25 protein-coding genes and 1 pseudogene are annotated in these 26,707 nt (G+C 39.7%); 17 read left to right on the top strand and 9 right to left on the bottom strand.

Features of this window, described 5'->3' with window-relative positions; translation table 11 throughout:
- Window positions 1-73 precede the first annotated feature (73 nt).
- On the top strand, window positions 74-1,375 hold the full coding sequence (locus TES1_RS07570) for a phosphoadenosine phosphosulfate reductase domain-containing protein (protein WP_042681604.1): 1,302 nt from the start codon (window positions 74-76) through the stop codon (window positions 1,373-1,375).
- Between the two features lie 8 nt (window positions 1,376-1,383).
- Here the strand turns inward: TES1_RS07570 and TES1_RS07565 are convergent, their stop codons facing one another.
- On the bottom strand, window positions 1,384-3,324 hold the full coding sequence (locus tag TES1_RS07565; protein ID WP_042681602.1) for a S16 family serine protease: 1,941 nt from the start codon (window positions 3,322-3,324) through the stop codon (window positions 1,384-1,386).
- A 131-nt stretch (window positions 3,325-3,455) separates the two neighbouring features.
- Between TES1_RS07565 and TES1_RS07560 the strand changes: the two genes are divergently transcribed.
- The 3 genes from TES1_RS07560 to TES1_RS07550 are packed head-to-tail and all read left to right on the top strand — an operon-like array spanning window position 3,456 to window position 5,742.
- A complete protein-coding gene (locus TES1_RS07560) occupies window positions 3,456-4,001 on the top strand; it encodes a hypothetical protein (RefSeq protein WP_042681600.1) in 546 nt (181 codons plus the stop codon).
- A gap of 11 nt (window positions 4,002-4,012) precedes the next feature.
- The gene (locus TES1_RS07555; RefSeq protein ID WP_042681598.1) at window positions 4,013-5,290 is read left to right on the top strand and encodes an ArsB/NhaD family transporter; all 1,278 of its coding nucleotides are present in this window, start codon (window positions 4,013-4,015) and stop codon (window positions 5,288-5,290) included.
- Window positions 5,291-5,292: 2 nt separating this feature from the next.
- Complete coding sequence (locus TES1_RS07550) at window positions 5,293-5,742, top strand: universal stress protein (RefSeq protein ID WP_042681597.1); 450 nt, start codon at window positions 5,293-5,295, stop codon at window positions 5,740-5,742.
- Here the strand turns inward: TES1_RS07550 and TES1_RS07545 are convergent.
- Together TES1_RS07545 and TES1_RS07540 are read right to left on the bottom strand one after the other, a co-directional pair.
- Window positions 5,739-5,999 (bottom strand): hypothetical protein, encoded by a 261-nt coding sequence (locus TES1_RS07545; protein ID WP_042681595.1) that lies wholly within the window; start codon window positions 5,997-5,999, stop codon window positions 5,739-5,741. The genes TES1_RS07550 and TES1_RS07545 overlap by 4 nt on opposite strands.
- Entirely contained in the window at window positions 5,992-6,510 is a 519-nt protein-coding gene (locus TES1_RS07540) for a winged helix-turn-helix transcriptional regulator (RefSeq protein ID WP_042681593.1), read from the bottom strand. Before TES1_RS07540 ends, TES1_RS07545 begins: the two co-directional genes overlap by 8 nt.
- 105 nt (window positions 6,511-6,615) lie before the next feature.
- Between TES1_RS07540 and TES1_RS07535 the strand changes: the two genes are divergently transcribed.
- From TES1_RS07535 to TES1_RS07520, 4 genes are all read left to right on the top strand, one after another.
- Window positions 6,616-7,983 carry a TldD/PmbA family protein gene (locus TES1_RS07535; RefSeq protein ID WP_042681591.1) on the top strand — a complete coding sequence of 456 codons (1,368 nt, stop codon included), beginning with the start codon at window positions 6,616-6,618 and terminating at the stop codon, window positions 7,981-7,983.
- The gene (locus TES1_RS07530) at window positions 7,980-9,284 is read left to right on the top strand and encodes a TldD/PmbA family protein (protein ID WP_042681589.1); all 1,305 of its coding nucleotides are present in this window, start codon (window positions 7,980-7,982) and stop codon (window positions 9,282-9,284) included. Before TES1_RS07535 ends, TES1_RS07530 begins: the two co-directional genes overlap by 4 nt.
- 66 nt (window positions 9,285-9,350) lie before the next feature.
- Window positions 9,351-10,022 carry a DUF257 family protein gene (locus TES1_RS07525; protein WP_042681588.1) on the top strand — a complete coding sequence of 224 codons (672 nt, stop codon included), beginning with the start codon at window positions 9,351-9,353 and terminating at the stop codon, window positions 10,020-10,022.
- Between the two features lie 41 nt (window positions 10,023-10,063).
- The gene (locus TES1_RS07520; RefSeq protein WP_042681585.1) at window positions 10,064-12,196 is read left to right on the top strand and encodes an alpha-amylase family glycosyl hydrolase; all 2,133 of its coding nucleotides are present in this window, start codon (window positions 10,064-10,066) and stop codon (window positions 12,194-12,196) included.
- Here the strand turns inward: TES1_RS07520 and TES1_RS10990 are convergent.
- Window positions 12,170-12,337 carry a hypothetical protein gene (locus TES1_RS10990; protein WP_158505959.1) on the bottom strand — a complete coding sequence of 56 codons (168 nt, stop codon included), beginning with the start codon at window positions 12,335-12,337 and terminating at the stop codon, window positions 12,170-12,172. The two genes, TES1_RS07520 and TES1_RS10990, sit on opposite strands and share 27 nt — an antisense overlap.
- Before the next feature lie 52 nt (window positions 12,338-12,389).
- Window positions 12,390-12,962: a PH domain-containing protein gene (locus TES1_RS07515; protein WP_042681584.1), complete on the bottom strand. Its 573-nt coding sequence runs from the start codon at window positions 12,960-12,962 to the stop codon at window positions 12,390-12,392.
- 170 nt (window positions 12,963-13,132) lie between these two features.
- Between TES1_RS07515 and TES1_RS07510 the strand changes: the two genes are divergently transcribed.
- The 9 genes from TES1_RS07510 to TES1_RS07470 all read left to right on the top strand — a co-directional run bounded on the left by TES1_RS07510 (window position 13,133) and on the right by TES1_RS07470 (window position 23,438).
- Entirely contained in the window at window positions 13,133-13,531 is a 399-nt protein-coding gene (locus tag TES1_RS07510) for a hypothetical protein (protein ID WP_042681582.1), read from the top strand.
- Window positions 13,532-13,584: 53 nt separating this feature from the next.
- Complete coding sequence (locus tag TES1_RS07505; RefSeq protein WP_042682801.1) at window positions 13,585-15,678, top strand: hypothetical protein; 2,094 nt, start codon at window positions 13,585-13,587, stop codon at window positions 15,676-15,678.
- Window positions 15,671-16,852, top strand: a complete 1,182-nt coding sequence (locus TES1_RS07500) for a hypothetical protein (RefSeq protein ID WP_042681580.1) — start codon at window positions 15,671-15,673, stop codon at window positions 16,850-16,852. The genes TES1_RS07505 and TES1_RS07500 overlap by 8 nt, the downstream gene beginning before the upstream one ends.
- A 30-nt stretch (window positions 16,853-16,882) precedes the next feature.
- The gene (locus TES1_RS07495) at window positions 16,883-17,269 is read left to right on the top strand and encodes a hypothetical protein (RefSeq protein ID WP_042681578.1); all 387 of its coding nucleotides are present in this window, start codon (window positions 16,883-16,885) and stop codon (window positions 17,267-17,269) included.
- Window positions 17,270-17,523: 254 nt separating this feature from the next.
- Complete coding sequence (locus TES1_RS07490; RefSeq protein WP_042681577.1) at window positions 17,524-20,340, top strand: SBBP repeat-containing protein; 2,817 nt, start codon at window positions 17,524-17,526, stop codon at window positions 20,338-20,340.
- Between the two features lies 1 nt (window position 20,341).
- A complete protein-coding gene (locus TES1_RS07485) occupies window positions 20,342-20,725 on the top strand; it encodes a hypothetical protein (protein ID WP_042681575.1) in 384 nt (127 codons plus the stop codon).
- A 92-nt stretch (window positions 20,726-20,817) separates the two neighbouring features.
- A complete protein-coding gene (locus TES1_RS07480) occupies window positions 20,818-21,597 on the top strand; it encodes a BtpA/SgcQ family protein (protein WP_042681573.1) in 780 nt (259 codons plus the stop codon).
- Window positions 21,598-21,670: 73 nt separating this feature from the next.
- Window positions 21,671-23,020: a phosphoglucosamine mutase gene (gene glmM / locus TES1_RS07475; RefSeq protein ID WP_042681571.1), complete on the top strand. Its 1,350-nt coding sequence runs from the start codon at window positions 21,671-21,673 to the stop codon at window positions 23,018-23,020.
- Window position 23,021: 1 nt separating this feature from the next.
- Window positions 23,022-23,438: an EamA family transporter gene (locus TES1_RS07470; RefSeq protein WP_042681570.1), complete on the top strand. Its 417-nt coding sequence runs from the start codon at window positions 23,022-23,024 to the stop codon at window positions 23,436-23,438.
- Window positions 23,439-23,991: 553 nt separating this feature from the next.
- Here the strand turns inward: TES1_RS07470 and TES1_RS11030 are convergent.
- The 4 genes and pseudogenes from TES1_RS11030 to TES1_RS07450 form a co-directional block, all read right to left on the bottom strand.
- Window positions 23,992-24,555: pseudogene (locus TES1_RS11030) on the bottom strand (AAA family ATPase); the annotation flags it as partial.
- A 16-nt stretch (window positions 24,556-24,571) separates the two neighbouring features.
- Window positions 24,572-25,390: a DUF835 domain-containing protein gene (locus TES1_RS10745; RefSeq protein ID WP_051408197.1), complete on the bottom strand. Its 819-nt coding sequence runs from the start codon at window positions 25,388-25,390 to the stop codon at window positions 24,572-24,574.
- 142 nt (window positions 25,391-25,532) lie between these two features.
- Window positions 25,533-25,943, bottom strand: a complete 411-nt coding sequence (locus TES1_RS07455; protein WP_042681567.1) for a hypothetical protein — start codon at window positions 25,941-25,943, stop codon at window positions 25,533-25,535.
- Window positions 25,940-26,608, bottom strand: a complete 669-nt coding sequence (locus TES1_RS07450) for a hypothetical protein (RefSeq protein ID WP_042681566.1) — start codon at window positions 26,606-26,608, stop codon at window positions 25,940-25,942. Before TES1_RS07450 ends, TES1_RS07455 begins: the two co-directional genes overlap by 4 nt.
- Between the last annotated feature and the right edge of the window lie 99 nt (window positions 26,609-26,707).

Raw genomic sequence — 26,707 nt, 5'->3', positions numbered from 1 at the left:
ATATATTATCATTAAAATATTTTGCGCACTTTCAATTCGCTAATCTTATTAACTCTTTCTCTAATTCTCTAATATGTTTCATGTAATCGTGAGGGCAAGAAAAGATGCTAAAGCACTGCAGTACATAAATGAGCGTAACTATGGTGGTTTTTTGAAAGTTTCGAGCCTTGGGGGAGGTAGAAAGTTTAATGAAGTTGAAGATACTCTTGAGGAGCTGAAGAAAGATCCATACATTCCGATTTTACTGTTCGGAGAAAAAGAAAAAGAGTTAGCTAAAGATATTAGTGAGTACTTTTTGGAGTTAAGTAGACCTTTCTATTCTCGAATCCTGAGGACGAAGAAGGTTAGGAATATGCGTGTTGACGAGCTTTATGCTCACTTAGAAGAAATCAAAGCCAGATTTAGGCTTGGGATTGAATGGGATAGGACTTACAAACTTAACCCAGAAAATCCTCTCAACATTGAAATTAATCCAGACTATGACATTTACTTGGCCTTTGGAGATGGCTTTAGAAAGAACATGAGGGAGCTTTTAGGAGTAGACATTGGGAGCGTTTCACTTGTTTTGAGGAAACTAATGAACCAGGAAGTGTACTACTCAGGAAGCATGAAAATAGCTGAAGTCAGCAAGCGCATCGGAGAAGAAACGGAAGTACTCTGGAGGATTCCCCACACTGAGGAGATTAGCTTAGAGGACATTATTAGGGCAAATGAGAATTACATCGGGGCTTTTGAAGATGCAAGCAAGAGTTTTCTTGAGCAATTTAAGGATTATGACATAATAGTACCTTGGAGCGGTGGAAAAGACTCAACGGCAACTTTAATTCTGGCAAGCAAAGTATTCAAAAATGTTACGGCCGTTTATGTTAAAATGGAATACGAGATGCCTCGGACTGACGAATATATTGAAGAGCTTGCTAAAAAGCTCGGCATTAATGTTGTCGAAACCTTTGTCTCAATGCCCATTGATATGTATGGAATCCCTACTCATTACAACCGCTGGTGTACAAAGATGAAAGTTGAGGCTCTCTATAGAGCTATAGAAGAATTTGAGAATCCAATTTTAGTTGTGGGTGATAGAGATGGGGAAAGTGCTAAGAGGAGGCTGAAGCCACCAGTAATTGAGAGGGAAAATGAAATCCTCGGCACTTTCCTGGAAATCATGCCCATTAAGTTCTGGTCTGGTATGATGGTACAGCTTTATATCTTGATGAATGGCTTTGATTTGCATCCTCTCTACTATGAGGGATTTTACCGTTTAGGCTGCACAATCTGTCCAAGTTTAGCTGATTGGGAAATAAAACTGCTTGATAAGAGAAATGAATTGCCAGAATTTTTCAGGAGATTTATTTTTGGACAAAAGGAAGAAGAGTAAGAAAAGGCTCAAACCCTTCTTCCAACCACAATTCCAATTATCAGACCCAGAATAACTCCCAATACTCCAATTCCTCCTAGCAGTGATGTTGGGACGCTTTTTGCTGTGATTGTGGATGCTGTGATTGTGCTGGTTGTTTGAGTTTGTGTATCAGTTTGCGTAGTGGTTGGGTGTGGTGTTGGATGAGTTATCTGCGGTGTAGTTGTTTCTTCGGTTATCTTTGGTGTTGTCTTTGGAAGGAACATCATTGCAGTCTCTTTTGCATATTGATAGAATATCATAGCTGTTTGAATGTTTTCAATTCCCCCCTGCTTTTCATAACTCTGGGCAAACTCATAATATGCCATTCCCAGAATTGGGTAAACACCTTTGCTCTGTGCTATTGCTATCGCAGTTTTTGCGTCCTCTTTCATCTGCTGGAGCTTATCCATTAGTACTGTTTCGTTGTCTATGCCTAGGGTATCTAGTATAACCTCTGCTCTAATCCTTGCTTCCATTGCAGAGAATAAAGCAGCTGAATACTTTCCGTCCTCATAGTATTGCTCCCCTTGATTGAGTTTATCAACGAGTCCTTGCATTAAGCTTTCTCCAAACATTGAGGTTATATATGTGACTACTAGGCGGGCGTTGTCTAAGTAATCTCTTGCTGTGTCCTTGATGACATCTCTGCTGATTACATCACCTTTTGCATATCTTTCACCTAATTTTGCCCAGAACTTTGCTGTTTGAACCCTTTCATACGCAAATGCTGCATTGCTTACTGCATTCCAGTAATCTCCCTTATAGTAATCGCTCCATGCATCCTTAAGAAGGGATTTTGCCTGTTCTATTCTCTCTTCACTTGCAGCAACTGCTTGAAGCATTGTTGTGCCTCTAATTGTTAAGTTAGAAACGTAATTTTCAGTATTCTTTATATCATCATTAACCATCTTGAATAGGTTCTCAATATCTTTCTCATCTTGTACATCTAAATACCAGTCAACATGTCTGATAATAATTCTCGCTTGAAAGTCTTTGCTCAAGGCAGTATAATACATTCCTGAGTCTAAGGCATCTTTAGCGTCTTTTAAGGTTTTGTTTGCATCATCGAGTGCTGCTTTAAGGTAGGAATATGTTGTGTAGCTCACATCGCTCTCTTTGAGCTTTTTCTCCACTTGTTTATAGTATTCTGTGGTGTTCTCATAATCCTTCTCTGCATCTTCTTTGAGAAAGGACGTGTCAATCTTAACGTTTGTTGGAGCTTGGGGTTTCTCTATTTTATGTCCCGTGAAATAATAGACTGCTTCATAAATGTCCTTGATTTCCTTTACTTCTAGTCCCCATCTCTCCTTTGCATATTCAACGACGTCTACCTTCTCCTCTTTTGTTGTGATTTGAACGAGAGGTCCAATCTGTTTTTGTTCAGTTTTTTGGACAACTTGTATTCTTTGTCCTTCTGGGATTAAGAACAGCTTGGCTCCAACACTGTGAGCGGCTGAAGCTTTCTCCAGAATCCCACCAACGGGCCCAATTGTTCCGTCTGGGTTTATCATTCCAGTCATCATGACATCATCTCTGAGTTTCCAGCCTTTTAATGCGGCAATTATTCCAACAGTCATTGTTCCTCCAGCAGAAGGGCCACCAATAATTGGAGAATCAGCTTTAACTTGAATAAAAACATCATATTTACTCATATCCACTCCAAGAACCCTACCAGCCACTTGGGCAGCTAATCTTGCACTTGCTTGCATATCCACTTCTGCCAGTGGCCATGTCTCAACGTACACATGTCCACTTCCTGGAGCTACTGTAATTACGAACTCAGTCGCTACTCCGATTAAATCTCCGTTGGCAGTTTTTGAAACTGCTGGAGCCTTTAAAATAACTGTGTGTCCTTGTACAGGACATTGAGCAAGAGCCAAAGGAGAAAGCAAGAGTATTAGTGCCAAAATTGGAAATAGCTTTCTCATTTCTTCACCTCCAAAATCCAAAAAGGTTTTTTATTTAATAGCTCTTGTGGTTCATGAATCTAATTTAGAGACTTGCACCAAATAAATTTAATAGTCTTGGAGTGTTGTAATAAAATGCTGAGGGGATATGAATGGGATTGTTCTCATCATTGATCCGGAGGAAATTTAAGAATGTCGCTGGGAAAAGATACGAGCGCATTCTCAAGGAATACAAAGAATTTCTGTTAACTGAAGAAGAGATGGTTCTCCCAGAGATTAAATCTATTTTAATGCCTCTCGACAGATTCATAAACGAAGTTCCAGCTGAAGTTTATGATACTCTATCGGCTTATAAAGAAGCGAAAATACTTCTGGTCTATATCATTGATGCCCAAGTCTTTCACATGATTGAACACACACTGGGAAGAAAAGCAAGTGAAGACTTCAGAAAAAATGAAGAGAGGTATGGAATGACATTACTTGAAAAAATCGCAAGTACCTTTGAGGAATTGGACATGAGCACGCAGTTGAGATTGTTTTTTGGTGACAAGAGTGAGGATGTTATAAAGCTGTCTGAGAAGCATGATATGCTCGTGCTCTCAAAGGCTTATGGGTCTGAAATTACAAAAACACACCCGTTGAGTCCCATAGTTTTAAAGATAGTCCAGCATGTTGACATTCCAATCATAATCTATTGAGGTGTATAAAAATGAATCAAGAGGCAATAGCAATTGCAGTATTCCTCTTTACATATGGGCTTGTAGTTAGCGAAAGAATTCATAGGGCGGTTGCTGCCATGCTTGGTGCATCAGTGATTCTGTTTCTAAGAATTGTGCCTTGGGAAAAAGTCCCTGAATATTTAGACTTAGATACTCTCTTCCTTCTTATGGGAATGATGATTATTGTAAATACTGCCAGAAACAGTGGGCTTTTTGAATATGTTGCAATAAAGACAGCAAAGCTTGCGCGGGGGAGTCCAATTAGGGTTTTGCTTCTCTTTTCAGTCGTTACTGCCATAGTTAGCTCTGTACTTGACAATGTCACAACGGTATTGTTATTGACTCCTATGCTTATCTACATTTCCCGCTTAATGGATTTGAATCCAATCCCCTTTTTGCTTTCTGAAATTTTTGCCTCCAACATTGGCGGAACTGCAACTCTGATAGGTGATCCTCCAAACATAATGATAGGTTCTGCAGCAAATTTAAGCTTTAATGAGTTTTTGGTTAATATGGGACCTATAGCAGCAGTTGATCTGATTGCAACGATCTTAATTATATACTTCGCATATAACAATGCTCTTAAGGTGACACCAAAGAAAAAAGTCATGATAAAGCAAACTCTTCGTGGCTTAAATGAAAAAGCCGCAATTAGGGATATAAGACTTTTCAGAAAATCCATTGCTATAATTGTATTTGTTGTAGCTTTGTTCTTCTTCCACGATAAGCTGGGTATAGAGCCCGCTGTTGTAGCTCTCCTTGGGGCTTCTCTCATATTGTTGTGGACACGAGAAGATCCGGAGGGTATTTTTGAAAAAATCGAGTGGCCAGCTTTGTTCTTCTTCGGAGGGCTGTTTATAATAGTCGGTGCATTGGAGGAAACGGGAACGATAGCCAAAGTTGCAGAATGGGTTTTAACCCACGTGCATACTCAGGGTCAAGCACTGCTTGCTATTACTTGGTTTTCTGCTTTTTCTTCTGCTATTGTTGATAACATTCCTCTGACAGCTGCAATGATACCTCTGATAAAACATATGAGCACTTCAATGGATATCTACCCTCTCTGGTGGGCTCTCAGCTTGGGAGCATGTTTGGGGGGAAATGGGACTGCAATAGGTGCATCTGCAAATGTTGTTGTTATTGGAATTGCTGAAAGAGAAGGGATTAGGATAACCTTTGGGGACTTTTTAAAGGTGGGTATGGTTATAATGGTCATAACAGTTGCTATAGGCGTTGGAATACTCTGGATCAGGTATATTGGGTGGTAATGATGAAAATATTGGTACTCATAGATGGTTCAAAATGGAGTCAAAAGGCAGCTCTGCATGCTATATCAATAGCAAAGAAAAAGAATGCCAAAATTATTTTATTTTCGGTTCTTGATAGAAGGGAAGCGAGGGCTGTTGCATTTAATCTAAGTATGAGGAGTGACAAACTTGATGAGATAAAGAAGTTTGAAGAACAGATATGGCACGAGATGAAGAAGAGCGTTAAAGAAATAATGGTGGATTTACTCGAACTATGCCACAAGGAAAACGTTAATTGTTCTATGAAAATAGTGGAAGGTATTGCAAAGGATGAAATCCTCAAGGAGGCAAATAGTGGGGAGTATACTTTAGTTGTTATGGGTGCTTATGGAAAAAGTGGAAAAACAAGAATTGGAAGCCTATTAGAGGAGCTTGCTGGGATCATAAAGCCACCCTTAATGATTGTTCGTTAATCTCTCTTTACAACTGCTATAAAAAACATAAGGAGTATTGCTAACTCAAGAAATGTTGTGGCGATTTCAAGGGTTCCTTCACCCACTTCAGCTATTATGTGGAGATTTTCCAGAGTTTTTTTGATTCCAAATAGCAGGAAAGCAAGTAACAAAAAGAATATGCTCTTCATACCGCTCTTTTTATAGGCTATCCATGAGATGAAAGATAGGAACAGGGCAAATGCTACTATAATGACATCAAGTATTATATCAATCATTTATATCACCACCTTTCAGAGTTAGCATGAGATCGATAAGTCTATCCGCCAGCTTATCCCATAGCTTTGGCCTGTACTCGTTGATCACTCTTATTATGATCTCAATATCACATTTCAAGCTGTATATCACATTTCGACCTTCTTTTCTTTTCTCAATGAGTCCCAGCTTGCTGAGAGCATTCATATGGTAGTTTATTGTTGCCTGTGTAAGGTTTAATCTTTCAGCAATTTCTCGCTGATTCATGTCTTTTTCCGCTAGTAGGAGCAGTATTTTACGCTGGGTTTCATTTGAAATTGCTATCAGCAAGGGTTCGTATTCTTCTCTGAATTCCTTTGGGAATATATATCTTTTTCCTCCAAGCTTTTTTGAAAATATTAGGCCCTCCTTTTCGAGCTGATAAAGATGATACTGAAGATTTCCTATGCCTATCCCAAGCTCATCTGCAAGTCTTCGAAATGTTATGCCAGGGTTTTTGCGAATATACTGGAGTATCTCCTCTCTGTGGGTCATACTATCACTTACCTTATCCTACTTTTGGTACAGTTCTCTATACGATAAAAAGAAATATAAATTGATTTGGGTTTATGATGAATATCTCTTTTGTGGGGTGAGAAGATGGAAATTGAGAGACTTATGAGAAAAGCAGAGGAACTTGCGAGAGAGTATGGGATCAAATATTATGAAGTTAGAATAGCAGAAATAAATGCCACTCACTTGGAAATGCAAAACTCTCATCTTGAGGAGTTTTCTTCAAATATTGAAATTGGGATTGGTGTGAGAGCATTTTGTGGTGCCTGGGGATTTTCCTCAGCTAACGATATGAGGAGAGCAGAAAAAGCAATAGAAACCGCCATGAAAATAGCAAAGTTGATGAAAGGGAATTCAAAAGTTTATCTTGATGATCCGACAAAAGATCGAGCCGAAATTAAAGCAAAAAAAGCTTTTGTGGATGTTGATTTAGAGGAGAAGCTTGAACTCGTAAAAACTGTGGACAGGTTATTAATGGATGACAAGATTGTAAACAGAAAGATAACCTATGGTGATGGTCTAAAATGGCAATTCTACTTTAACTCTTTGGGGAGCGAGATTGAAACAATAATTCCAAGAATAAGACTTAGCTTCTCTGCAACAGCTAAAAAGGGAAACGACATGCAGAGTTATTGGGAAATCTTCGGTGGGACTGGGGGATGGGAAATAATTGAGAATACTGACTTGGAACACTGGACAACCTTTGTGAAAGAAAAAGCGAAGTCTCTGCTGAATGCTCAACTACCTCCCTCTGGAGAGTTTGATGTGATTATGGATCCAGAGCTTGCTGGCGTGTTTATTCATGAAGCTTTAGGGCATGCAAGCGAAGGTGATGCAATAAAGAATGGGGAGAGCATTTTAGAGGGCAAGCTTGGAGAGAAAATAGCTGTTGAAGAGCTTACGGTTGTTGATGATCCAACTCTAGAAGGAAAATTCGGCTCATATATTTATGATGATGAAGGTATAAAAGCGAGAAGAGTTGAAATAATTAAAAATGGATTCCTTAATGAGTACCTCCTTGATAGGGAAACAGCGGCTTATCTTAATATGGAACCAAATGGACACGGCAGGGCTCAAAGCTACAACTATCAGCCTTTAGTTAGAATGAGCAACACGTACATTGAACCTCGTGATTGGAGCTTTGAGGAGATGCTTAGTGAAGTGAAGCGTGGTTTGTATTTAATCGGAGATAAAGGTGGAGAAGTGGACATCGCTAATGGAACTTTCATGTTTGGAGCAAAAGAAGGTTATTTAATTGAAAATGGTGAGATTAAAGCACATATAAGGGACGTTGCATTATCAGGAAAAATCCTTGACGTTCTTAGGAATATCAGAGCTATTGGCAAAGATTTGAAAATCGAATTTCCTGGCTATTGTGGAAAAGGCCAGTGGGTACCTGTTGATGACGGCGGCCCTCATGTATTGACGAGAGCTTTGGTGGGTGGATTGCTATGATAGATGAATTAATTAAAATCCTCAATCACAAAGACGTTGAGTGGGAGATTTACTGGGAAATAGGGAGAGGAAGCTCCTTTAAGATTGAGAGATGTGAGCTGGTGAGAGCTCAGCGTAAATATCATTCTGGTATTGGACTGAGGATTGGATATAAAGGGAAAATCGGCTTCTCATACATCACTGGGATAAATCACGACAGAGCGACTTTGGAAAGGTTTGTGAACAGAACAATAAAGCTTGCAAAGGTTAGTGAAGTTCCTTTTCATGGATTTCCCGATAATAATGGGGGAAACAAAGTTAAAGCTCTCTATGACAAGAGAATTGAGGAGCTCAGCTTCGATGACGCTTATGCAACTGCTCTCTCCCTAACTGAAAAGGAAAAAGAATTCAAAGAAAAGTTTGGAAAAGAGTACACTTTTTCTGGGGGTTTAGCTTTTGGAGTTTCCACAGATGGAATAGCAAATTCCAACGGGATAGAAAAGAGTGAAAAAACAACTGGGTTGAGTATGAGCATTCATATTGTCAAAAGATCAGAGAAAAGTGGAATTGGAAGCTACTACAAGGGATTTAGACTGATGCCAGACTTTGAGCGAGAGATCTCATTGGGGCTTGAAAAAGCTTTGGAAGAAGTGGCGCTAAGCTATAATGCCAAAAAGATTGACGGATATAAAGGAGAGCTTATTCTGGAACCACATGCAGTAGCATCTGTCATAAGTATCTTAATGTCTAACCTTTATGGGGATAATGTTTATCACAGACGCTCGAGATTCTCAAAAGTAGGGGATACAATTGCAAGTGAGAGCTTTACGCTGATAGATGATGCAACCCTTGAAGGAAAGCTTGGTAGTTATTCTTTCGATGGTGAGGGGAATCCATCCCAAAGGAATGTGCTGATTGAAAACGGTATTCTAAAGAGCTTTCTTTTTGATGAAACCTATGCTAAACTTATGAACACAGAAAGCACAGGAAATGCTGTTAGGGATTTCAGGACAACACCACACATTGGGAACAGCAACGTAATTGTTGATGGAAAGCGGGAGAATTTGGGGGATTTAGATAAGGCTGTCATTCTAAAGCGCGTTTTTGGAGAGCATACTGCAAATCCAGTAAGTGGAGATTTCTCTTTAACAGTTGAGCTTGGCTACATAATTGAAAATGGAGAAGTTAGACCGTTTAAAGATAACATGTTTGTGGGCAATATCTTTGAGTTGATAAACTCAATTATAAGTGTTGGAAAAGAAAAGGAAGAGGTTGGCAGTTTTATCTCTCCAAGAGTACTAGCTTTTGGTAAAATTATATAAAACTCTTGTTAATTTGGGTAAACTATTTATACTTTAAATCCAAAAATTAATCCTGGTGGTAGGGAAATGGTTGAACAAGGATTTGAGTTCATCTTTTCTCAGTTAAGAGCCGGTGAAACCATACTCATCGAGTATACTTCTGTATCATCTCCTGAAATTTTGTTATATGTGCTGGAGGAGTATTGTAAACAACATGATATTCCAATGATTATTGATGACATGGCAGATACTTTACCTGAATTTCTAATTCGATTGGACCTTATAGGGCTACCTATAGAAGGGTTTAAGGACATTCCTGTTATAAAAATAGGTGGTCATAGAGATGAAGGAAATGTCATTGGGAGGATAGAAATTGAGAAGTACTCTTTAAATCTCCAGTATTATGATCTTATTTATGAGAGAGTAGTTCCACCTAAAATGGTGTATAATCCTGTATTAGGAATTCACAAACTTTTTTTAATAAATTCAATAAAAGAATATGGAGGAGGTATCAGATTACTTAGAAACATCTCCAAGTATGTTGGAAACAAAACTAGAATAGCACTTTATTTCATTCACAAGGATTTAACACAAACTAAATTCCCAGAACTCCTTTACTTATTTGAGGAGATTGCAACCTCAGTTATGCAGTGGGAGAGAAGTGGTAGCACTTATAAGTTGAAAGTTGTCAAATCTGCAAACAATAATATTCTCGAGAAAATTGCAACAATAAATTTTGAAGATATCAAAAAGATGTGAAAGTTTTTAAGCTCTTTTTTCTTATCACTTCTGGTGATATAATGAGAAAGCTGATTGGCATATTACTCCTGATTGTCCTTCTACCAAGTAGCTATGCATATCAAATTCCAGAAAAAGGCATCATTTATCAGATAATGGTTGACCGTTTTTACGATGGGAATAAGAGCAATAATCAGCCTTTTTACGATCCGACTCATAGTAATTATCGCCTTTACTGGGGTGGGGATTTAGAAGGAATAATTGAGAATCTTGACTATATCAAAAGCTTAGGAGTTTCGATGATATGGTTATCTCCGGTCAATGACAATATAAATCGCATGGCCTCAGGCTCTGCGCCTTATCATGGGTATTGGACAAGAGATTATAAGAGAATAGAGGAACATTTCGGTAACTGGAGAATTTTCAAAACCCTAGTTAAAGAAGCAGAGAAAAGAGGAATTTGCATAATTGTTGATTTTGTTCCAAATCATTCGAATCCAGCAACTGACGGTGAATTCGGTTCTCTTTATGACAACGGCACTCTTGTCACAAACTATTATTCTGACAGCAAAAATGCAACGTTAAATCCTTACACGGGAAGCTTGGAGGATATTTATCATCACAATGGCAACATTAAGATATGGGAAGGATTTGAGCTTAAATATGGGAATCTTTTTGGTCTGGCAGACTTTAATCAGCTAAATCCTTGGGTTGATGGGTATCTCAAAGATGGTGCGAGTTTGTTTGTTCGAAGTGGTATTTGTGGATTTAGAATTGATGCGGTCAAACATATGGACTTGGGCTGGTTGACTCAGTTCTATGCTCATTTGTACATGCAAGAGCCTCTCTTTATCTTTGGTGAGTACTATAAGATTAACTTTGAAAAAGATGATGATATGTTCTACTTTTATCAATATTCCAATGTTTCTTCCCAGCTCAGCATTCCAATAAGGAACGACATTGTGAGGACGTTTGCCTTTGGTGGAAGTCTCAAGACTCTTGCAAGAGAGCTCGAAGAATATTACTCTCACTTCGTTTATCCGAATAAGGCAGTTAACTTCCTCGACAATCATGATTTGCCCAGATATCTAAGCGAAAGTAAAAATCTCGATAGGTATCACATGGCATTGAGCTTAGTAATGACGTTGCCTGGCATTCCGGTGATTTACTATGGTGATGAAAGTTATCTGGTCAGCAAAGAAGGAAAGGGTGATCCATATAACAGACCAATGATGAAGTTTGACAACCAAACAGAGGCTGCAAGAATAATCAGAATTCTTGCAGAACTTAGAAAGAAGAACAACGCCCTCGCTTATGGAAATTTTGAGGCAATTTATGCTGATTACAACACTTGGGTCTTTGAGAGGAACTTTGGTAGCGAGAAAGTTTTGGTTGTTGTGAACAAAGTGGACAGCAAAAACTTAACCCTTAGCTTAAACTGGAGCAACGGAATTTACAGAGATGTTCTTTATGGAGTTAAGATGCAAGTTAAAGATGGAAAAGCTGAGATTTCAGCCCCTAAAAACAAAGTGCTTGTGTTCAGTTATGAGGGCAAGCAAGAGAAACCCTTAATCGGATCTATAACTCCATATATCGCGCAACCAGATCAAAAAATTATTCTCGGTGGAGCCGGATTTGGAAAAAGTGGAAATGTGTTTATTGAAGGAGTAAGAGCAGAAGTCCTTGAATGGAGTGATGAGATGATAGTTTTTAGAATGCCCAAGCTGAACACTCAAAAAGCTTGGGTTGATGTTTACGTTGAAACGGATGGAAAGAGAAGCAACAAAGTTAAGCTTCGGTATTTGAATGGAAACGAAGAAGCATTTTTGCTCGTTTTAAATGCGTCTAACTTGATGGGTCAGATATGGATTAAAGGCAACATCTCCGAATTGGCCGAACCAATTCCATTGATGAGGTCTAGAACTGGCTATTATTTCCAAGTCATTAGCCTTCCTATAAATACCAGCTTTAGCGTGGATTTATACTCTGGCCTACCTTGGGAAAAACTTGAGCCTTTAAATATGACTCTCTATGGAGAATCAATCAACAAAACGATAATTCTAACGAAGACAAAACAGGCTCCAAAGTACACTCAAACAATCACAAGAACTACAATTCAATCTCCCTCAACATCTATCTGTGGGGCGGGTCTAATTTTGATGCTGTCCCTAATAGTTCTCCTCAAAAAGCGCTGATTCCTCGTCCCAAATGCTCTTCCATTCAAATGAATCTTTTTCTTTTCTTGTATCTTCTTTGGGGTGTTCAATCTCAATTTTGGGTTTTTCCTTGTGCATAATTCTTGCTAACCAGAGAAAAGCGAAAGGTCCTGTCAACATTAAGAGGAAGAGAAAAATAATAATTTTTTTGCTCTGATGCTCATAATAATCACTAAATCTTCTCTAAAAGCTTTTTCCTCTTTTCTTCGTACTCCTCTCGGGCTATAACACCCATGTCATAGAGTTCTTTCAACTTCTTGAGCTTCTCAAGAGGATCTTCCTCTTTCTTTTCCTTAAATTTCCTTGGCTCCATTCTAATTGATCTGCTCACAGCTTCCTTTGGCTTGTGGATAATCCACTCCTCACTCATTAGGTGCTTCTTTCTCTCAATGCTCACAGGCTCAACAGCAATCTCGTTTAGAGCATCTCTTATAGCTTCCATAGCTTTTCTTGCTTCTTCTTTGTCCATTCTACTAAGCCTAATCTCATCTCCGTATTCTTTCTTGATTATGAACTCTGAATACATTTTGCCAACCTTCACATAAACGAGTTCGAGCTTCTCATAGGGAACAGCGGTCAGTTCATATCTCCCTAAAATCTTTTCATCAACGTACAAAATTCTCCTATCTGTTACAACTAACCACTTAGGCTTTGCTTCCAAGCTGAACTTCTTTTTTATAGCATAAAGAACATCTTCATCTGGATAGAGATTCTCTAAAACACCTTTTGGAAGTTTTTTACTCATGAAATTCACCAACTCTGCTATTGGTCAGCATTCTATATTAAACTTTGCACTTAAAAATAATTCCTCACTAAAACCAAAAAGTATATTAATCAAAAATATGTAACATGTTGAAAGCAAAGCCTGTCCCGCTTTTCTTTTCTGCGAGATGGTTTTGCCTTGGTGGTGGTACTGTGAGAAAACTTATTGTATTGAGCATGTTTTTGGTTACCTTGCCTCTGATCAAAGGTGAAGATTATCTAACAGGATTCAGCGTAAGTGCTCCTCTCTTAGGAGCAGGAGTATTCTTTGCTCTGCTTTTGCTGCTTTGGTTGCTGAGGAAAGTTCTGCTGAAGGTCATTGTTGTTTCCATAGTAACATTAACCTTTGGTGGTGTTGGATACCTAGTAAGTTTAATGTTTCTCCCAGATGTAGCAGTATTCTTGGGGGCTGTGTTCTTGGTTCTCGGTCTATGGATTTCTCTCAAGATGCTGAAAATGCAGGGAGGAAACATTGTTTTTGTCAGGAGTTCTCTTGGGAGCCGAGATGATGAGAGCGGATTTTTTGATAACGACGAATGGGAGTGGGGGTGATTAAGGATGATGAGGAGTTTTTGTTTAAGAAAAAACAACAAGAGGAGATTTTTATGAAAAGTAAAGCTTTTTTGGTTGTAATAATTCTTATGATTTCAGCATTTCCTATTAGTACGGTTTCGAGTTCAGAGATTCCAGATTATGCACCTACGATCAGCGAGCTTAACGCAGTCGGCATTAATGTTGAAAACGTGGGTCAGAATCTTGGAGGAGGAGTCACCTTTACGGGAGTTTCGTGGGCAAACAATCCGAACGAGCCGACGATGAATCCCTTAACAGTAGCAATCTTCGAGTATGAAAATTCCGAAAAAGCAAAAGAAAGGTTTAACAATCGAGCAGATAATCTTAAGTCCCTTTGTTCTGAAAATAGAGAAACTGCAGATTATGTTGAGGAAGCTAAAACCGCCAGCAGCTACATGTGCTACTTTTTCACAACAAACAGCATAACGGTGAACGGGAACAGTTATAAGTACTCGGCATCGGCAGACTACTATGCCACTTACATGTATGGAAGGTATCTCATTGATGTCGATATGCATGGACGCTGGAGCGATGACTCAATGGATTCTTACATTGAATATGTCTGTTCAAAACAGCTGGTTGAAAGCGGATATGCAAAATGTGACGTTGTCGTGGAGTCTGATGACCCTAACTACTTTGCTACAAGAGTAAATGAGGTGAAGTATCAGGAATATCTAAAATTACTGGAGAAGCGCAAAGAGGCTTCAAAGACCAAGGCAGAAAAACTTACCGCAGAAGTGGTAAAGTTGATTCTGAAACATACAGGCATAACTCCTACAGAAACAACCCCCACCTTGAAAGAAAAAAAGTACTCCTTACACATAACATCACCATCTGATGGAGAAACCTTCACTTCTTCGAGTGGCATTGGTGTATTTGCTGTTGAAGTGGCAGCCAAAGTTTTGGGTGATGGGGCAAAAAACCTCCGTGCAGTCATAATCGCTTCAGGAGGAACGAGAGATAAGGTCAGTGTTTCTGAAAGGGGCGATATATGGGATGTGCTCTTCATCGAAAACAATGGATCAGGAAGTGGAACAATAAAGGTTGAGTTGTATGGAACTCTCAACTCAAGTGAAGTTCTCCTCGCGAGTGACAGCGTTACTGTGACTTTTGCTAACAGAGAGGAAGTTCCGGGAGACTATATAGACAACGATGGAGACGGTCTCGTTGATTGCGACGATCCGGATTTATTCACCTGCAAGGCATGTATTGTCCAGAAAAAACTTGAGCTGGCTGAAAGCATAATGCAGAGACACATTAACTATCTCAAGAAGGCAATGGAGCTTCATCCGGAATATAAATCTCTCTATGGAAACTACATAAGCGGACTCAAAGAGATACACAACACCTATATCAACGACCCGGACAAGATGATAGTCAGGATGAATGAATACATGGAGAAAAGAGTTTATGCTAACCAGAAGATCAATTCATACATCTCAATTTTCAGAGATGATCCAAAAAAAGCATACCAGCTCAGACAGATAGCGATAAAATATCGCTACGATCCGATAAATCGGGATATAGAGATGAAAAAGTTCATTTACGAGAACTCTAAGAGCGAAGCAGAAAAAATGGCAACGATTAACATGATAATGACTGGACTCCTGAATCCCCCAAAATGGCTCGTCGGTGGACAGTACGGTTCTGGTGGAGCCCTTGACTGGGCGAAGTTTGCAGCTGATAATTTTGAGAAAACAAGGGAAGGCTTGAGAATAAAAGGTGGAGGAAAAGTTAAAGTGTTCACAACAGGGGCGCAGATTTACTTTGTTGCCCTCGATGCTAAAGCGTTGATGGATCATGCTCGAGATTTGGAGAAGATGAACCTCGACAAAAACGCCAAGGTTTCAATAATAGTCCTTGACGGGACTACAAAAATAGGCAAAATACTCGATCCAACTGGCTACTTTGGCAATATGGCAGATGCTACAGTTGGAGCGTTGATAAATCTGCGGAAAAAGATAGAGGAACGCAATCAGGGATGGTTCACATGGAACGGCTATGTTCTTCACGAGACTACAATTCCAGGCATTTATGAAGACTACGAAACTGGCAAGAAGTTCAGGCGCGTTGGAGGGGGATGGTTCAGCAGAGAACAGTTCGTGGAGGTGAAGGAAAATGGGTAAGCTTACGACTCTTCTGGTAATCCTCCTCATTCTTGGTGGTCTTTACTACCTTTATGCCAAGAATCCGGACGTAATAAAGAACGTCACTGATAATACTAGGAACATTGGAAAGGAAATTTCTGGACAGCTCTCTAATGATAATGGAGCATCCTTGAAGGGGAGTGGCTGGAGCGATACAGATAATGATGGAAGTGCCGATATTTACGTGGGAACAGGCTTCATCGCCATAAGCGTCAATGAGAGCTATGTTATAACCAAAGACAGAAACAATGATGGCAGAATAGATGCTATGTACATTGATACCACAGGGGACGGGAACTTCGACACGGCTTACCTCGATGAGGACTACAATGGAAAAACTGACACATGGTTCACGACCTTTAACGGTATCAAAAGCTATGCATGGGACCTAAGCGGAGATGGCATTCCGGACGTTTATGACACAAATGGAGACGGCAAGATTGATGCTTGGGATTTAAACTCCGATGGAATTATAGATGAGAAGGATGTTGACTATGATGGAACTTCAGATTTACATGATTATGACTTTGACGGAATTTTTGATGAGTTTGAGGGCGGCCCAAACATAGTACCACCCGAAAATACAACTGGAGGCTTCACCTGTCCATCAACTCAAGAAGAAGCATACAGGCTTTTTGTTCAAGCCTACAACAACGTCACTTCACTCCAGCAAGCTAATGCAGAGCAAGAGAGAATCAAAGAAGCTTACGCTAAGTATCTGGAAGCCAAGGCATGCCATGACTCCTTCCTAAACCAATCAACTGCCACCTCGACAATGGTTAAGGGGAGCTTTGGGGAAGTTCATGAGGCTGTTCTTTCAACCAGAGATAGAATGGTGATCAACTTCTCAACTGGTGAGCTTGGTAATGAAGAGGGTGACTTAATGATTGAGCCTTGGTGTGTTGATTATCCGGCTTTGCTTGGCAACTTCATTGATGTTGGAAAGAAAAATCTCGAGGACGTTACATCCTCGGACATCCCCTTAAGCTGGAGCTCCTCGGAAAATTCCCAGCAAGTGGAGGTGGGTCATGTTTACATAAGTTTGAACCGCGATGGAAGCTACACAGCTTTTGTTATAGTTAGCCACGAGAAAATTAGCGACTGCGACCATACGGTTGTAATTCGGTATAGAAATCTTGAGGATGGGAGTTAAACAAAGCTATAAAGTAAAGGAGGTGAGAATATGGGACTAATAAAGAAGCTCATAATAGGGTTCTTTGTCCTGCTTATTGTGGGAGTTGCATTTACATTTGGTATTTACCATTACACTCTTGCGACCCATGAAAAAGAACTAATCATAAGCCAGAGCGAGACAGTTAACGGTTCAGTTTACTATACCTCAGCTGTAATACCCACCGGAAAATATTTTATAGAAGCAGAAAGTTCGGGAGTCGTTGAAGGCGTGCAAATACTCAAAGCGGATACAGATGAAGTTGTTACAGAATTTGAGAGCGGGAATGTCATATACAGCTCAGCAAATCCCTTCAGGATTCGTATTCAGTACAATGCACCGAATCCAAATGAAGATTACACGGTCTCTGTTAAGATATACCGGCTTGTGAAAAAGTGATCTTGGAGTATTGTTTTTACTTATCTTTTTTCTTTTAGTTGGGGGAAAGTGTTAAACCTCTTTTTCAACTTCTCCCTAATAACAGATAATCCCTCTAACAAACAAAAAGTATATTAACAAAAGATGTTATTGTACATCAAAAGAAAAACGTAATATGTCAAAAGCAAAACCTGTCTCGCTTTTCTTTTCTACGAGATGGTTTTGCGAAATTAGGTTGTTCCATAAGTGGGTTGGCTCTGTGGAGTGTGATAAATATGAAACGGAAAATTGTATTAACACTTGGGATTTTGATATTCCTGTTTAGTTCTAGTTCTATACCTAAAACTTCGGCTCAAAACGAGGACTACAAACTAATCTATGGGACATATTTTGGATGGGGAAACTCTTGGGACAGCATACTAAGTATTGATGTAAAAGATGGAGAGGTTTATGTTACTGGGAACCATGCTAGGGGACTTGACAATGTGGACATCTACTATGCGAAGTTCACAAAAAGTGGAAGGGATGTTGAGTATATTCGCTTCTTTGGTGGAAGTGGGGGCGAAGAAGTTACAAAAATTAGGGTTGATAGAAATGGCAACATATACCTCTTTGGAAAGACTTCATCCAGAGACATGCCTACGAAAAATGCCTTTCAAAGTAAGCTGATTGGCACCAGTGACTTGTTCATTATTAAATTCTCCCCTAATGGTGAGCTAATTTTTTCCACTTACTTTGGGGGTGAATATCTTGAGGAACCATACGATATGGAGGTTGATGGCGAGGGTAATGTATACATAGCCGGCTACACCAAGCACACATGGGGTGAGGATAATAACTTGAAGCACATTCCTCTAAAAAATGAGAAAATAGGTGTGGAAGGCATAAAGAAGTTTAACTTTTATACAAGGCCATTTATAGCAAAGTTTGACACAAATGGCAACTTGATATTCTCAACTTATTGGTCTCTCCATGAGATAAAGCTTGCCCCAGTTAAGGACGGCCTTTACATTGGTGGACATACTGTTGATCCGGGGTATTATATCACACCGGACGCGTTCGATAGTGTATGTGGAATTAAAGACCAAGAATGCAATCCACAAGCAGGAAACAGCGATATAGCAATAACAAAGCTTGACAATAATTTGAACATCGTTTACTCCACCTTCATAGGATCAACTGGAGCGGATTATCTCAAAGACCTCTATGTGGATGAAGAGGGCTATGTATATGGTGTTGGAGTTCAGGCATGGAAAAATAATGACTTTCCGCTCAAAAATCCATCCATGACAAAGCCTGAGGGAGATGGGGCTGATTACGGTATTGTTTTCAAGATGACGCCTACACTAAGTGCCCTTGTGTATTCTACGTACTTCATGAGGGAAGCTTCAGTTCACTCAATTAGGGCTGAGAACGGTGAGTCGTACATAATAGGCATAACCCGGGATGCCAACGGTTCCCACTTAACCACTCCAAATGCTCTCATGCCAAAAGACACTTCCTCGTTAACACACAACGCTTTCTTTGCGAAGCTTGATTCAAACGGCCACATTTTATATTGTACGCTCTTAGGGGGCCACGAAGGGGAGCATACCCAAAGAGAATGGGCATCCGAAATAGCTGTTGAGAACGGTGAAGTCTACATAGGGGGCTATACCAGAGCATATGACTTTCCAATTACAAAAGATTCCTTCAAAGAAAAGCCTGGCAAAGACTTCTCTTATCTTGCTGAAGGCTACATCGTCAAATTTGGCTTTAAAGACTACTCTCCTCAGCTCCCCAAGATCACACTCAACAAGACTATCTCAATAGGTGAAAGCGTTTGGGGAAAGGACATCAAGGAGGTAAGTGACGGCTATGCAATTTTAGCGGCATCTGATGGGAATCCAAGCTATCCAATACTTGTGAAAACTGATAAAGAGGGCAATCTCATTTGGTTTAAGAAGTACACTGACATAATTGGTGACTTCCCATCTCTGACCCTTGAAAACGATGGCTACCTGATCTTTGGAACCATGAAAGGTAAAGCCACACTTATAAAAACCGACTTAAGTGGGAACATCTTGTGGAGCAAAAACTATGCAGAACATGGGATTTTCCAGAGAGGAAGAGAGATCATAAAAGTTCAGGATGGTTATATCTTAATGGGTTCCACCGATGGAACTTGGGGTGGAAGTAGGGGGATTTATAGGGAGTTGTTCTTGGTAAACGTAGATAAAAATGGCAATCTTTTATGGGAGAGCTACATTAATGTTGAAAAGCTCGGAATGAGTCCAGATATGATGCCTCATCAAGTTAAGAAAACCAAGGACGGCTACATAATAGTTGGGGATACTGTAAAAACGGAAAAGAGCAACACGGCTAGAATATTTGTCATCAAGACGAACTTAGAGGGGAAGGAAGAGTGGGTTAAATATCTTGGAAAGAACAGCGATAAAAAGGAAGATTACGCAGTGGGCTTCAGTGTAGAAGTTCTGGACAACGGATATCTTGTAACAGGTTACGTGTACAACAACCTTTTCGGAGGAAGTGACCTCTACATCGCGAGACTTGATTTAGCTGGCAATTTGATATGGGAAAAGGTTGAGGGAAAAGTAGAAAATGATGAACCAGTTAAAATCCTAAAAGCTGATGATGGCTTTGTGCTCTTTGACAGAGGAATGGAGAATGCTTGGACAGATAAGAAAGGCTACTTCTTCAAATTCAACGATAGAGGTATTAAAGAGTACTCTCTTGATGTAGATATGCCAAAACAAGATTGGGCACTGGCTATGGAGAGAGTTAGCGACGGATATTTGCTCTTATTGTCAAGCGACTCTTTCAGCAATACTCGTGACCTTTGGCTTATCAGAGTAGAGGCTCCAAAGGATAAATCGCCCTCTATAGGCACCTCAACAAGCACACCAACATCAAAAACTTCCACAATCGTAGGGACTGAGAATATTACAGAAACCGCCAAAGAGATGGCAACTAGTGCGACAGAAAAAGCTAAGGAAGTTGCTAAGGGAGTCTGCGGACCAGGAGTGATAGTTGCAGTGATCCTTCTGCCATTAATCTTGAGAGGAAGGAACGATATAGGGAAAGGTGCTTAAGATGGGAAAGCTCTCCACTCTCGTAGTGATATTAATCCTGCTTGGTGCAGGAGCGTGGTATTTAAACTATCATCTCAAGCTCTCGGAATATGACAAAGAGTTAATGTTCAATAAAGAGAAAACTGTTCAAGGAGTTACATACTACACCTCACCCGTGATCCCAGCAGGTATCTACAGAATCAAGATCGAGCCGAGCGGAAGTGTGGACAATGTAAGGATTATCAGTGAGGCTGGTAAAGTTCTTCATGAGTCTCTTATAGTTGTCAAATCGGATTTCATCTACACATCAGATGTGCCTTTCAAGGTTGAAGTGGAGTTTCACCCGGAAGAAGGTTACAACAAGTACAGCATCTCACTGAGAATTTACAGGCTTGTGAAAAAGTGATTTCCTTTTTAAAATTTGTTGAGAGATTACCTTCCTCTTTCTTTTAGGTAAATTTTATTACTTCCAAGGTCCTTCCAATTTTCGGTGATACAATGAACTTCGAGCGAAAAGTTCTGATTGGGATGGTTCATCTCAAACCCTTGCCAGGTTCATACCTTTATGATGGAAACACTGACGAAATAGTAGAGCATGCAATTGACGAAGCAAAAAAGCTTGAAAAAGCGGGCTTTGATGCCGTAATGGTTGAGAACTTTGGAGATGTGCCTTTTCCAAAAACTGTTGAGAAAATAACGGTAGCAGCTATGAGTGTCATTGCAAAAGCCATTCGGGAGGAAGTTTCTCTTCCTTTGGGCATAAACGTCCTGAGGAACGATGGGATAGCGGCTTATTCAATAGCCTACGCTGTGAAAGCGGACTTCATAAGAGTAAATGTTTTGAGCGGGGTTGCATACACTGACCAGGGAATAATAGAAGGCATAGCCTATGAGCTTACAAAGCTGAGGAAACTCTTGCCAAGCAAAATAAAGGTTTTCGCAGATGTTCATGTTAAACATGCGTATCACTTTGGAGAATTTGAAGATGCATTGAGGGATACAGTTGAGAGGGGCTTGGCTGACGCTGTAATTATCAGCGGAAGGGCAACTGGTAGTGAAGTTGATTTGGAGAAGCTCAAAAAGGCGAAGGAAATTTCCCCAGTTCCAGTTATTGTAGGCTCAGGTACAACCTACGACAACCTTCCAAAGCTATGGAAGTATGCTGATGGCTTCATAGTGGGGACATGGATTAAGAAAGATGGAAAAACAAAGAATGATATTGACCTGAGAAGAGCCAAGAAATTAGTGGAGCTTGCGAACGAGTTGAGAAACTGGTAATTTTTCCCCTCCGTTTTATTTATAAACTTTTGTGACTTTTTGTAATTGTAAGCATATTCATCGGGTGATTAATATGGGAAAATACTTCGGAACAAGCGGGATTAGAGAAGTAGTCAATGAAAAACTAACTCCGGAGCTAGCTTTAAAAGTTGGAAAGGCTTTGGGAACTTATCTCGGCGGGGGAAAAGTTGTTGTTGGCATGGACACCAGAACTTCTGGAGAGATGCTCAAGAATGCTCTAATTTCTGGTCTTCTAAGCACTGGTGTTGACGTCATTGATATTGGCCTCTCTCCTACTCCCTTGACGGGCTTTGCGATAAAGCTTTACGAAGCGGATGCTGGAGTAACAATCACGGCCTCACACAATCCCCCAGAATATAATGGAATTAAGGTCTGGCAGCCCAATGGAATGGCATATACAAGTGAGATGGAGAATGAGCTGGAAAAAATTATAGAAAGTGAAGCCTTCAAAAAAGCAAGCTGGAATGAAATTGGAAAGCTGAGCCATGCAGATCCGAAGGAAGAATATATCAGGAGGATTTTGGATATAATTGAGCTTGAAAATTCCTACACTGTGATTGTTGATACAGGAAATGGTGCAGGTTCTCTTGTTAGCCCCTATCTTCAGAGGGAACTTGGCAACAAAGTTATAAGCCTCAACGCTCACCCTTCTGGATACTTCGTCCGCGAGCTGGAGCCGAATGCGAAAAGTCTTGACTGGCTTGCCAAAACTGTGAAAGTCATGAAAGCTGATGTGGGCATAGCTCATGACGGAGATGCTGACAGAATTGGCGTCGTTGATGATCAGGGCAACTTTGTTGAATATGAAGTTATGCTGAGCTTAATCTCGGGCTATATGCTAAGGAAGTTTGGAAAAGGAAAGATAATTACGACGGTTGATGCCGGCTTTGCTCTTGATGATTACGTTAAGCCCTTAGGTGGAGAAGTTGTTAGGGTTAAAGTTGGTGATGTTGCAGTTGCTGAGGGTATAGTTAAGGAAAATGCGGTCTTTGGTGGAGAGCCAAGTGGGACTTGGATAATTCCCCAGTGGAACCTCACTCCCGATGGTATCTTTGCCGGTGCGCTTGTCATTGAGATGATTGATAAGTTGGGGCCTTTGAGCGAATTGGCTAAGGAAGTGCCTAGATATGTCACAATGAGGGCTAAAATCTCCTGTCCTAACGAAAAGAAAAGAAAAGCCATGGAGATAATCTCAAAGGAGGCTTTAAACAGCTTTGAGTATGAAAGACTAATTGACATTGACGGGATAAGGATAGAGAACGATGGATGGTGGATTCTCTTTAGACCAAGCGGAACAGAACCGATAATGAGAATTACACTTGAGGCTCACACAAGGGAGAAAGCTGAGGAGCTGATGAAAAAGGCGAAAGAATTAGTGGAGAGAGCGATAAAGGAGGCTTAGCATGACTTCCTACATTTTTTATGCTCTGCTTTCGGCACTGTTTGCAGCTTTGGTGGCAATTTTTGGAAAGTTAGGTCTTGAAAACGTTGATTCAACGCTAGCAACAACAATAAGGGCTGGTGTGATGTTTTTCTTTCTGCTGTCCTTTTCACTTGCAACAGGAAAGCTAAACCTGAATCTCAATACGCGCTTTTGGGTTTTCATAATGCTATCTGGAGTTGCTGGAGCTTTGAGCTGGCTTTTTTATTTTATGGCATTGAAAAATGGGAATGTTTCAACAGTCGTTGCAATAGACAGGCTGAGCATTGTATTTGCGTTACTCTTTGCGTGGTTTATCTTTAAAGAGGAGGTTACAATAAGGACTTTGATTGGGGCATTACTGATTGTTGTTGGAGCAATTATGGTTTCAATGAAGTGAAATAGTAGGAGATTGTCTGCAGACTCTCCTTCAGATTGTCCTTATCGACTTCTAGATAAATCCCTTCAATTTTTCTCTTTAAAATCTCAAACAGAATTCCCTCCCCCTCAATAAGCTTAAAGTCCTTGGCAATCTCCGTTGCTAATTTAAACCTCTCTTTCTTGCTCAGCTTTTTGAACTCCTCAATTTTCTCATAGGGGTACTCTTCTGGGTCGCTTGAAGTTGTATGAAAGACTCCACAGGTTGGCGAACCTTTAACTCCGATAAGGATCACTCTTGATGGATTTTCTTCTTTAATTACTCTTTCAACAAATTCAGCAACTTTCTTGGCGTATTCTCTCATGCCTAGCTTTTCATAAACTTCCTTGCTCGCGGGTAGCCTTGGAAAATCTAAGAGTAGAAACTCTGGACACGGATAAGCCAAAATTTTGAGGTAGTGATACTTCCCAAAGAGCCTCATTAGGGCTGAAGCTGTCCTATATTCCTTCTCCTTTGGCCCTCTATAAACCGTGAACGGGCTAAGCAGGCAGGGGGCAATAACTATAAGTGTATCCAGAAATTCAAGAATCTTCTCAACATCTTTTCTCAAATCTTCCAAAGTTCCTTCATTCACAATCGTAAAATCTGCCAGACCTTTTAGTTTGCTTGTATAGTAGAGCCTCTCCTCTTCGTTATCCATCCTTTTGAAGTCCTCAAAGCTCTTAATGGCTTTGTCTTTTTCTGCTTTCCTTTTAACCAATCTTTCATATCTAAGCTCGGGTTTTGCTTCGACGTAAATAATAACGCCTCCCCTCTGCTTTATAGCTTCAATCTCTCCTCTTGAGCGAACACCATCAATGACAACATCCCTGCAGTATCTCATCTTATCTAAAGCGAGTCGGATTAAGATGTCTTCCCCATAAGTTTCTTTTAGGTATTTTCCATATTCGATCAGTCTATCTCTCGTTGGCTTGGTTTTTTCTGGCAACTCGGGAATCCAAGAGTAAGCATCAACGTTGTGGGTTAGTAAATCAATTAGTGGATCGCTACAGGAAATTCTGCAGAAACCTTTTTCCTCAAGAAACTTTGCTATTGTCGTTTTTCCAGCTGCTATCTTTCCAACAACGCCAATAATCATGTTATCACCTCAATTTTCATTCTATAACTCTGAATTCTCTTATCAACAGGTGAAAGTCTTTGTCTTCGTAAGCTTTGCTTTCAATTGGTATTAGGACTATTGAGCCAGTTACTATCGCATAGTCTTTGAGAGTTGCTAGAAACTTAAAAATGTTCTTGAAGCCATTTTCGGTAATTAGGTATTCAATACCCTTCAGAAGTATGACCTTTGGTTTTCCCTCTTTTTTCATAAAGTCAACAAGAGTCTGCATCAGATAAGGGAGATTCGTTGGATACACGGTGTCTTTCCTCTCGATCTTTGTTAGCCACAGTATTGGTGTTTCCTTAAGTCCTAGAGTCTCTCTGACAATTTCTGGGGGATTTCTTGAAATTACAAGCCCGGGACGCTCAGCCAGTAACCCCTTAAAATAGTTGTAACATTTGTTTTCATTGGTGCAAATATAAAGTCCTGGATCAAGATTCATTTCTGCTGTTTTTTCAATGTCTTCTCTAACTACTGGAACTGGATTATATCTCTCTACTATATTCACTATGACTTTTATCCAACTAATTCCTATGAAGGCTATTGTTATTGCATATATCCAACTCGTTAACTGATCTGTGAATTGACTTCCTAGGTAATGTCCTTGGATTACTAAATTATCTAGGACATCAATTACATTCCCCACAACTGCTATTCCAAGGCTTACTAGGATTGTGTAATAAAATCCCTTTAGGGATGGAAATTTATTTACAAAACCATGTCGATACTTAAATGTAACTGCAAAAACTGCCAGTACAAAAATGAAATTTACGATATCCGAGATAAATGTCACCTTATCGTATATGCCAATCATTTATGGCACCTAATAACTTTATTAATAACGGCTTAAAAGAGTTTTGTTTCATTGGACAAGACGATACATAGATTTGTCTTCATCTTAATTTTTTATTTGGTCCTAATAATCTATTTAGTTCAGCGTGTGTGATATATTTCCCTCATTCAACACGCACTTTTATGGTCTTTTCATACCTGTCACATTTTACGGTGATTGTTAGAATCCCCTTCTGAGTGAAGTTGACAGGGATAGCTGCATACCCGTTCTCATCAGTGTGTCCCCTATAATCAACCCCACACCCTTTAATTTCAATCTCTGCATAGGGGCATTTTCCTATCTTTGATGGGTCGTAGGAGGAGATGCCAACTAAAATATTGAGTTTTTTGTCGGTTAATTTTACACCTTCTCCACTTTCTCCTTGAACAATGATTTCCAGCCATGTTGTATCATCATAATTAGTTTTTGGATTATTCTTTGATCCGATGTCCGATGTTTCATTGAAAAATGATAGGAAAATGGCAATTGAAATTATTGTCAAAATCCCAACTCCTATCAATACTTTCTTACTCATTTTTTATCCCCCATTAATGTTATTGCTGTTATAATAATTATCAAAGATAAGGCAATTGCACCATTGGGTATTGGTGCTCTCATAGGAGCGTCTGAATGTTGCCATGAGGGCTGGATAATAACAAAGTCATTAAAAGGATGACTACCCAAATGTTCTGAATCCCATCCTGTAATGTTCCAGAATATGCCATGGGTTCCCGGTCTTAGCAAAAAGTTCCCGGGTAGTTCTCCACCGTTATTAAAAGGTTCCCAACCATCAAAAGTCCCATTTGCATACCATATTTGCATATATGCAGTTCCATTGTACAACATGCCGTTGACATACAAGCTCAATCGGGACATGTTTATTTCTATCCTAATATTGTAAGTTTTATGTGCCTGCATTTTGAGATTTGGGAAGAATACATTAACCCTACTTACGTCACATTTTGAAGTATCTCCATAAAGACTAACCGAAAACTTTGAAGTGTTATCTTTCCATATCCAATACCCTATTTCATACCTAAAGCTAGGAAGTTGATAAACATGATATGCCCAAGAATGATCACTGCTTTGATTATGAACCCACTCTACTAAATCTTCAGAACTTATGCTTGGAGTTATCTCATACTCCAAATAATATGCTTGTAGAGTTATCAAAAGTGGGATCATAATCAGTGTATACATTCGTTGCGCTTACATAAATATTTAAACCTACAACCCACACAATGATACTAAAGAGGATGTATTTCTTCATAACAACCCTCCCAATAAAATTTTGCGTTA

The organism is Thermococcus paralvinellae (assembly GCF_000517445.1).
In the GTDB taxonomy this organism is placed as follows: Archaea; Methanobacteriota_B; Thermococci; order Thermococcales; family Thermococcaceae; genus Thermococcus_B; species Thermococcus_B paralvinellae.
Note: the sequence above shows the minus strand (reverse complement) of the source record. Positions and strands in the feature narration are given on the sequence as shown.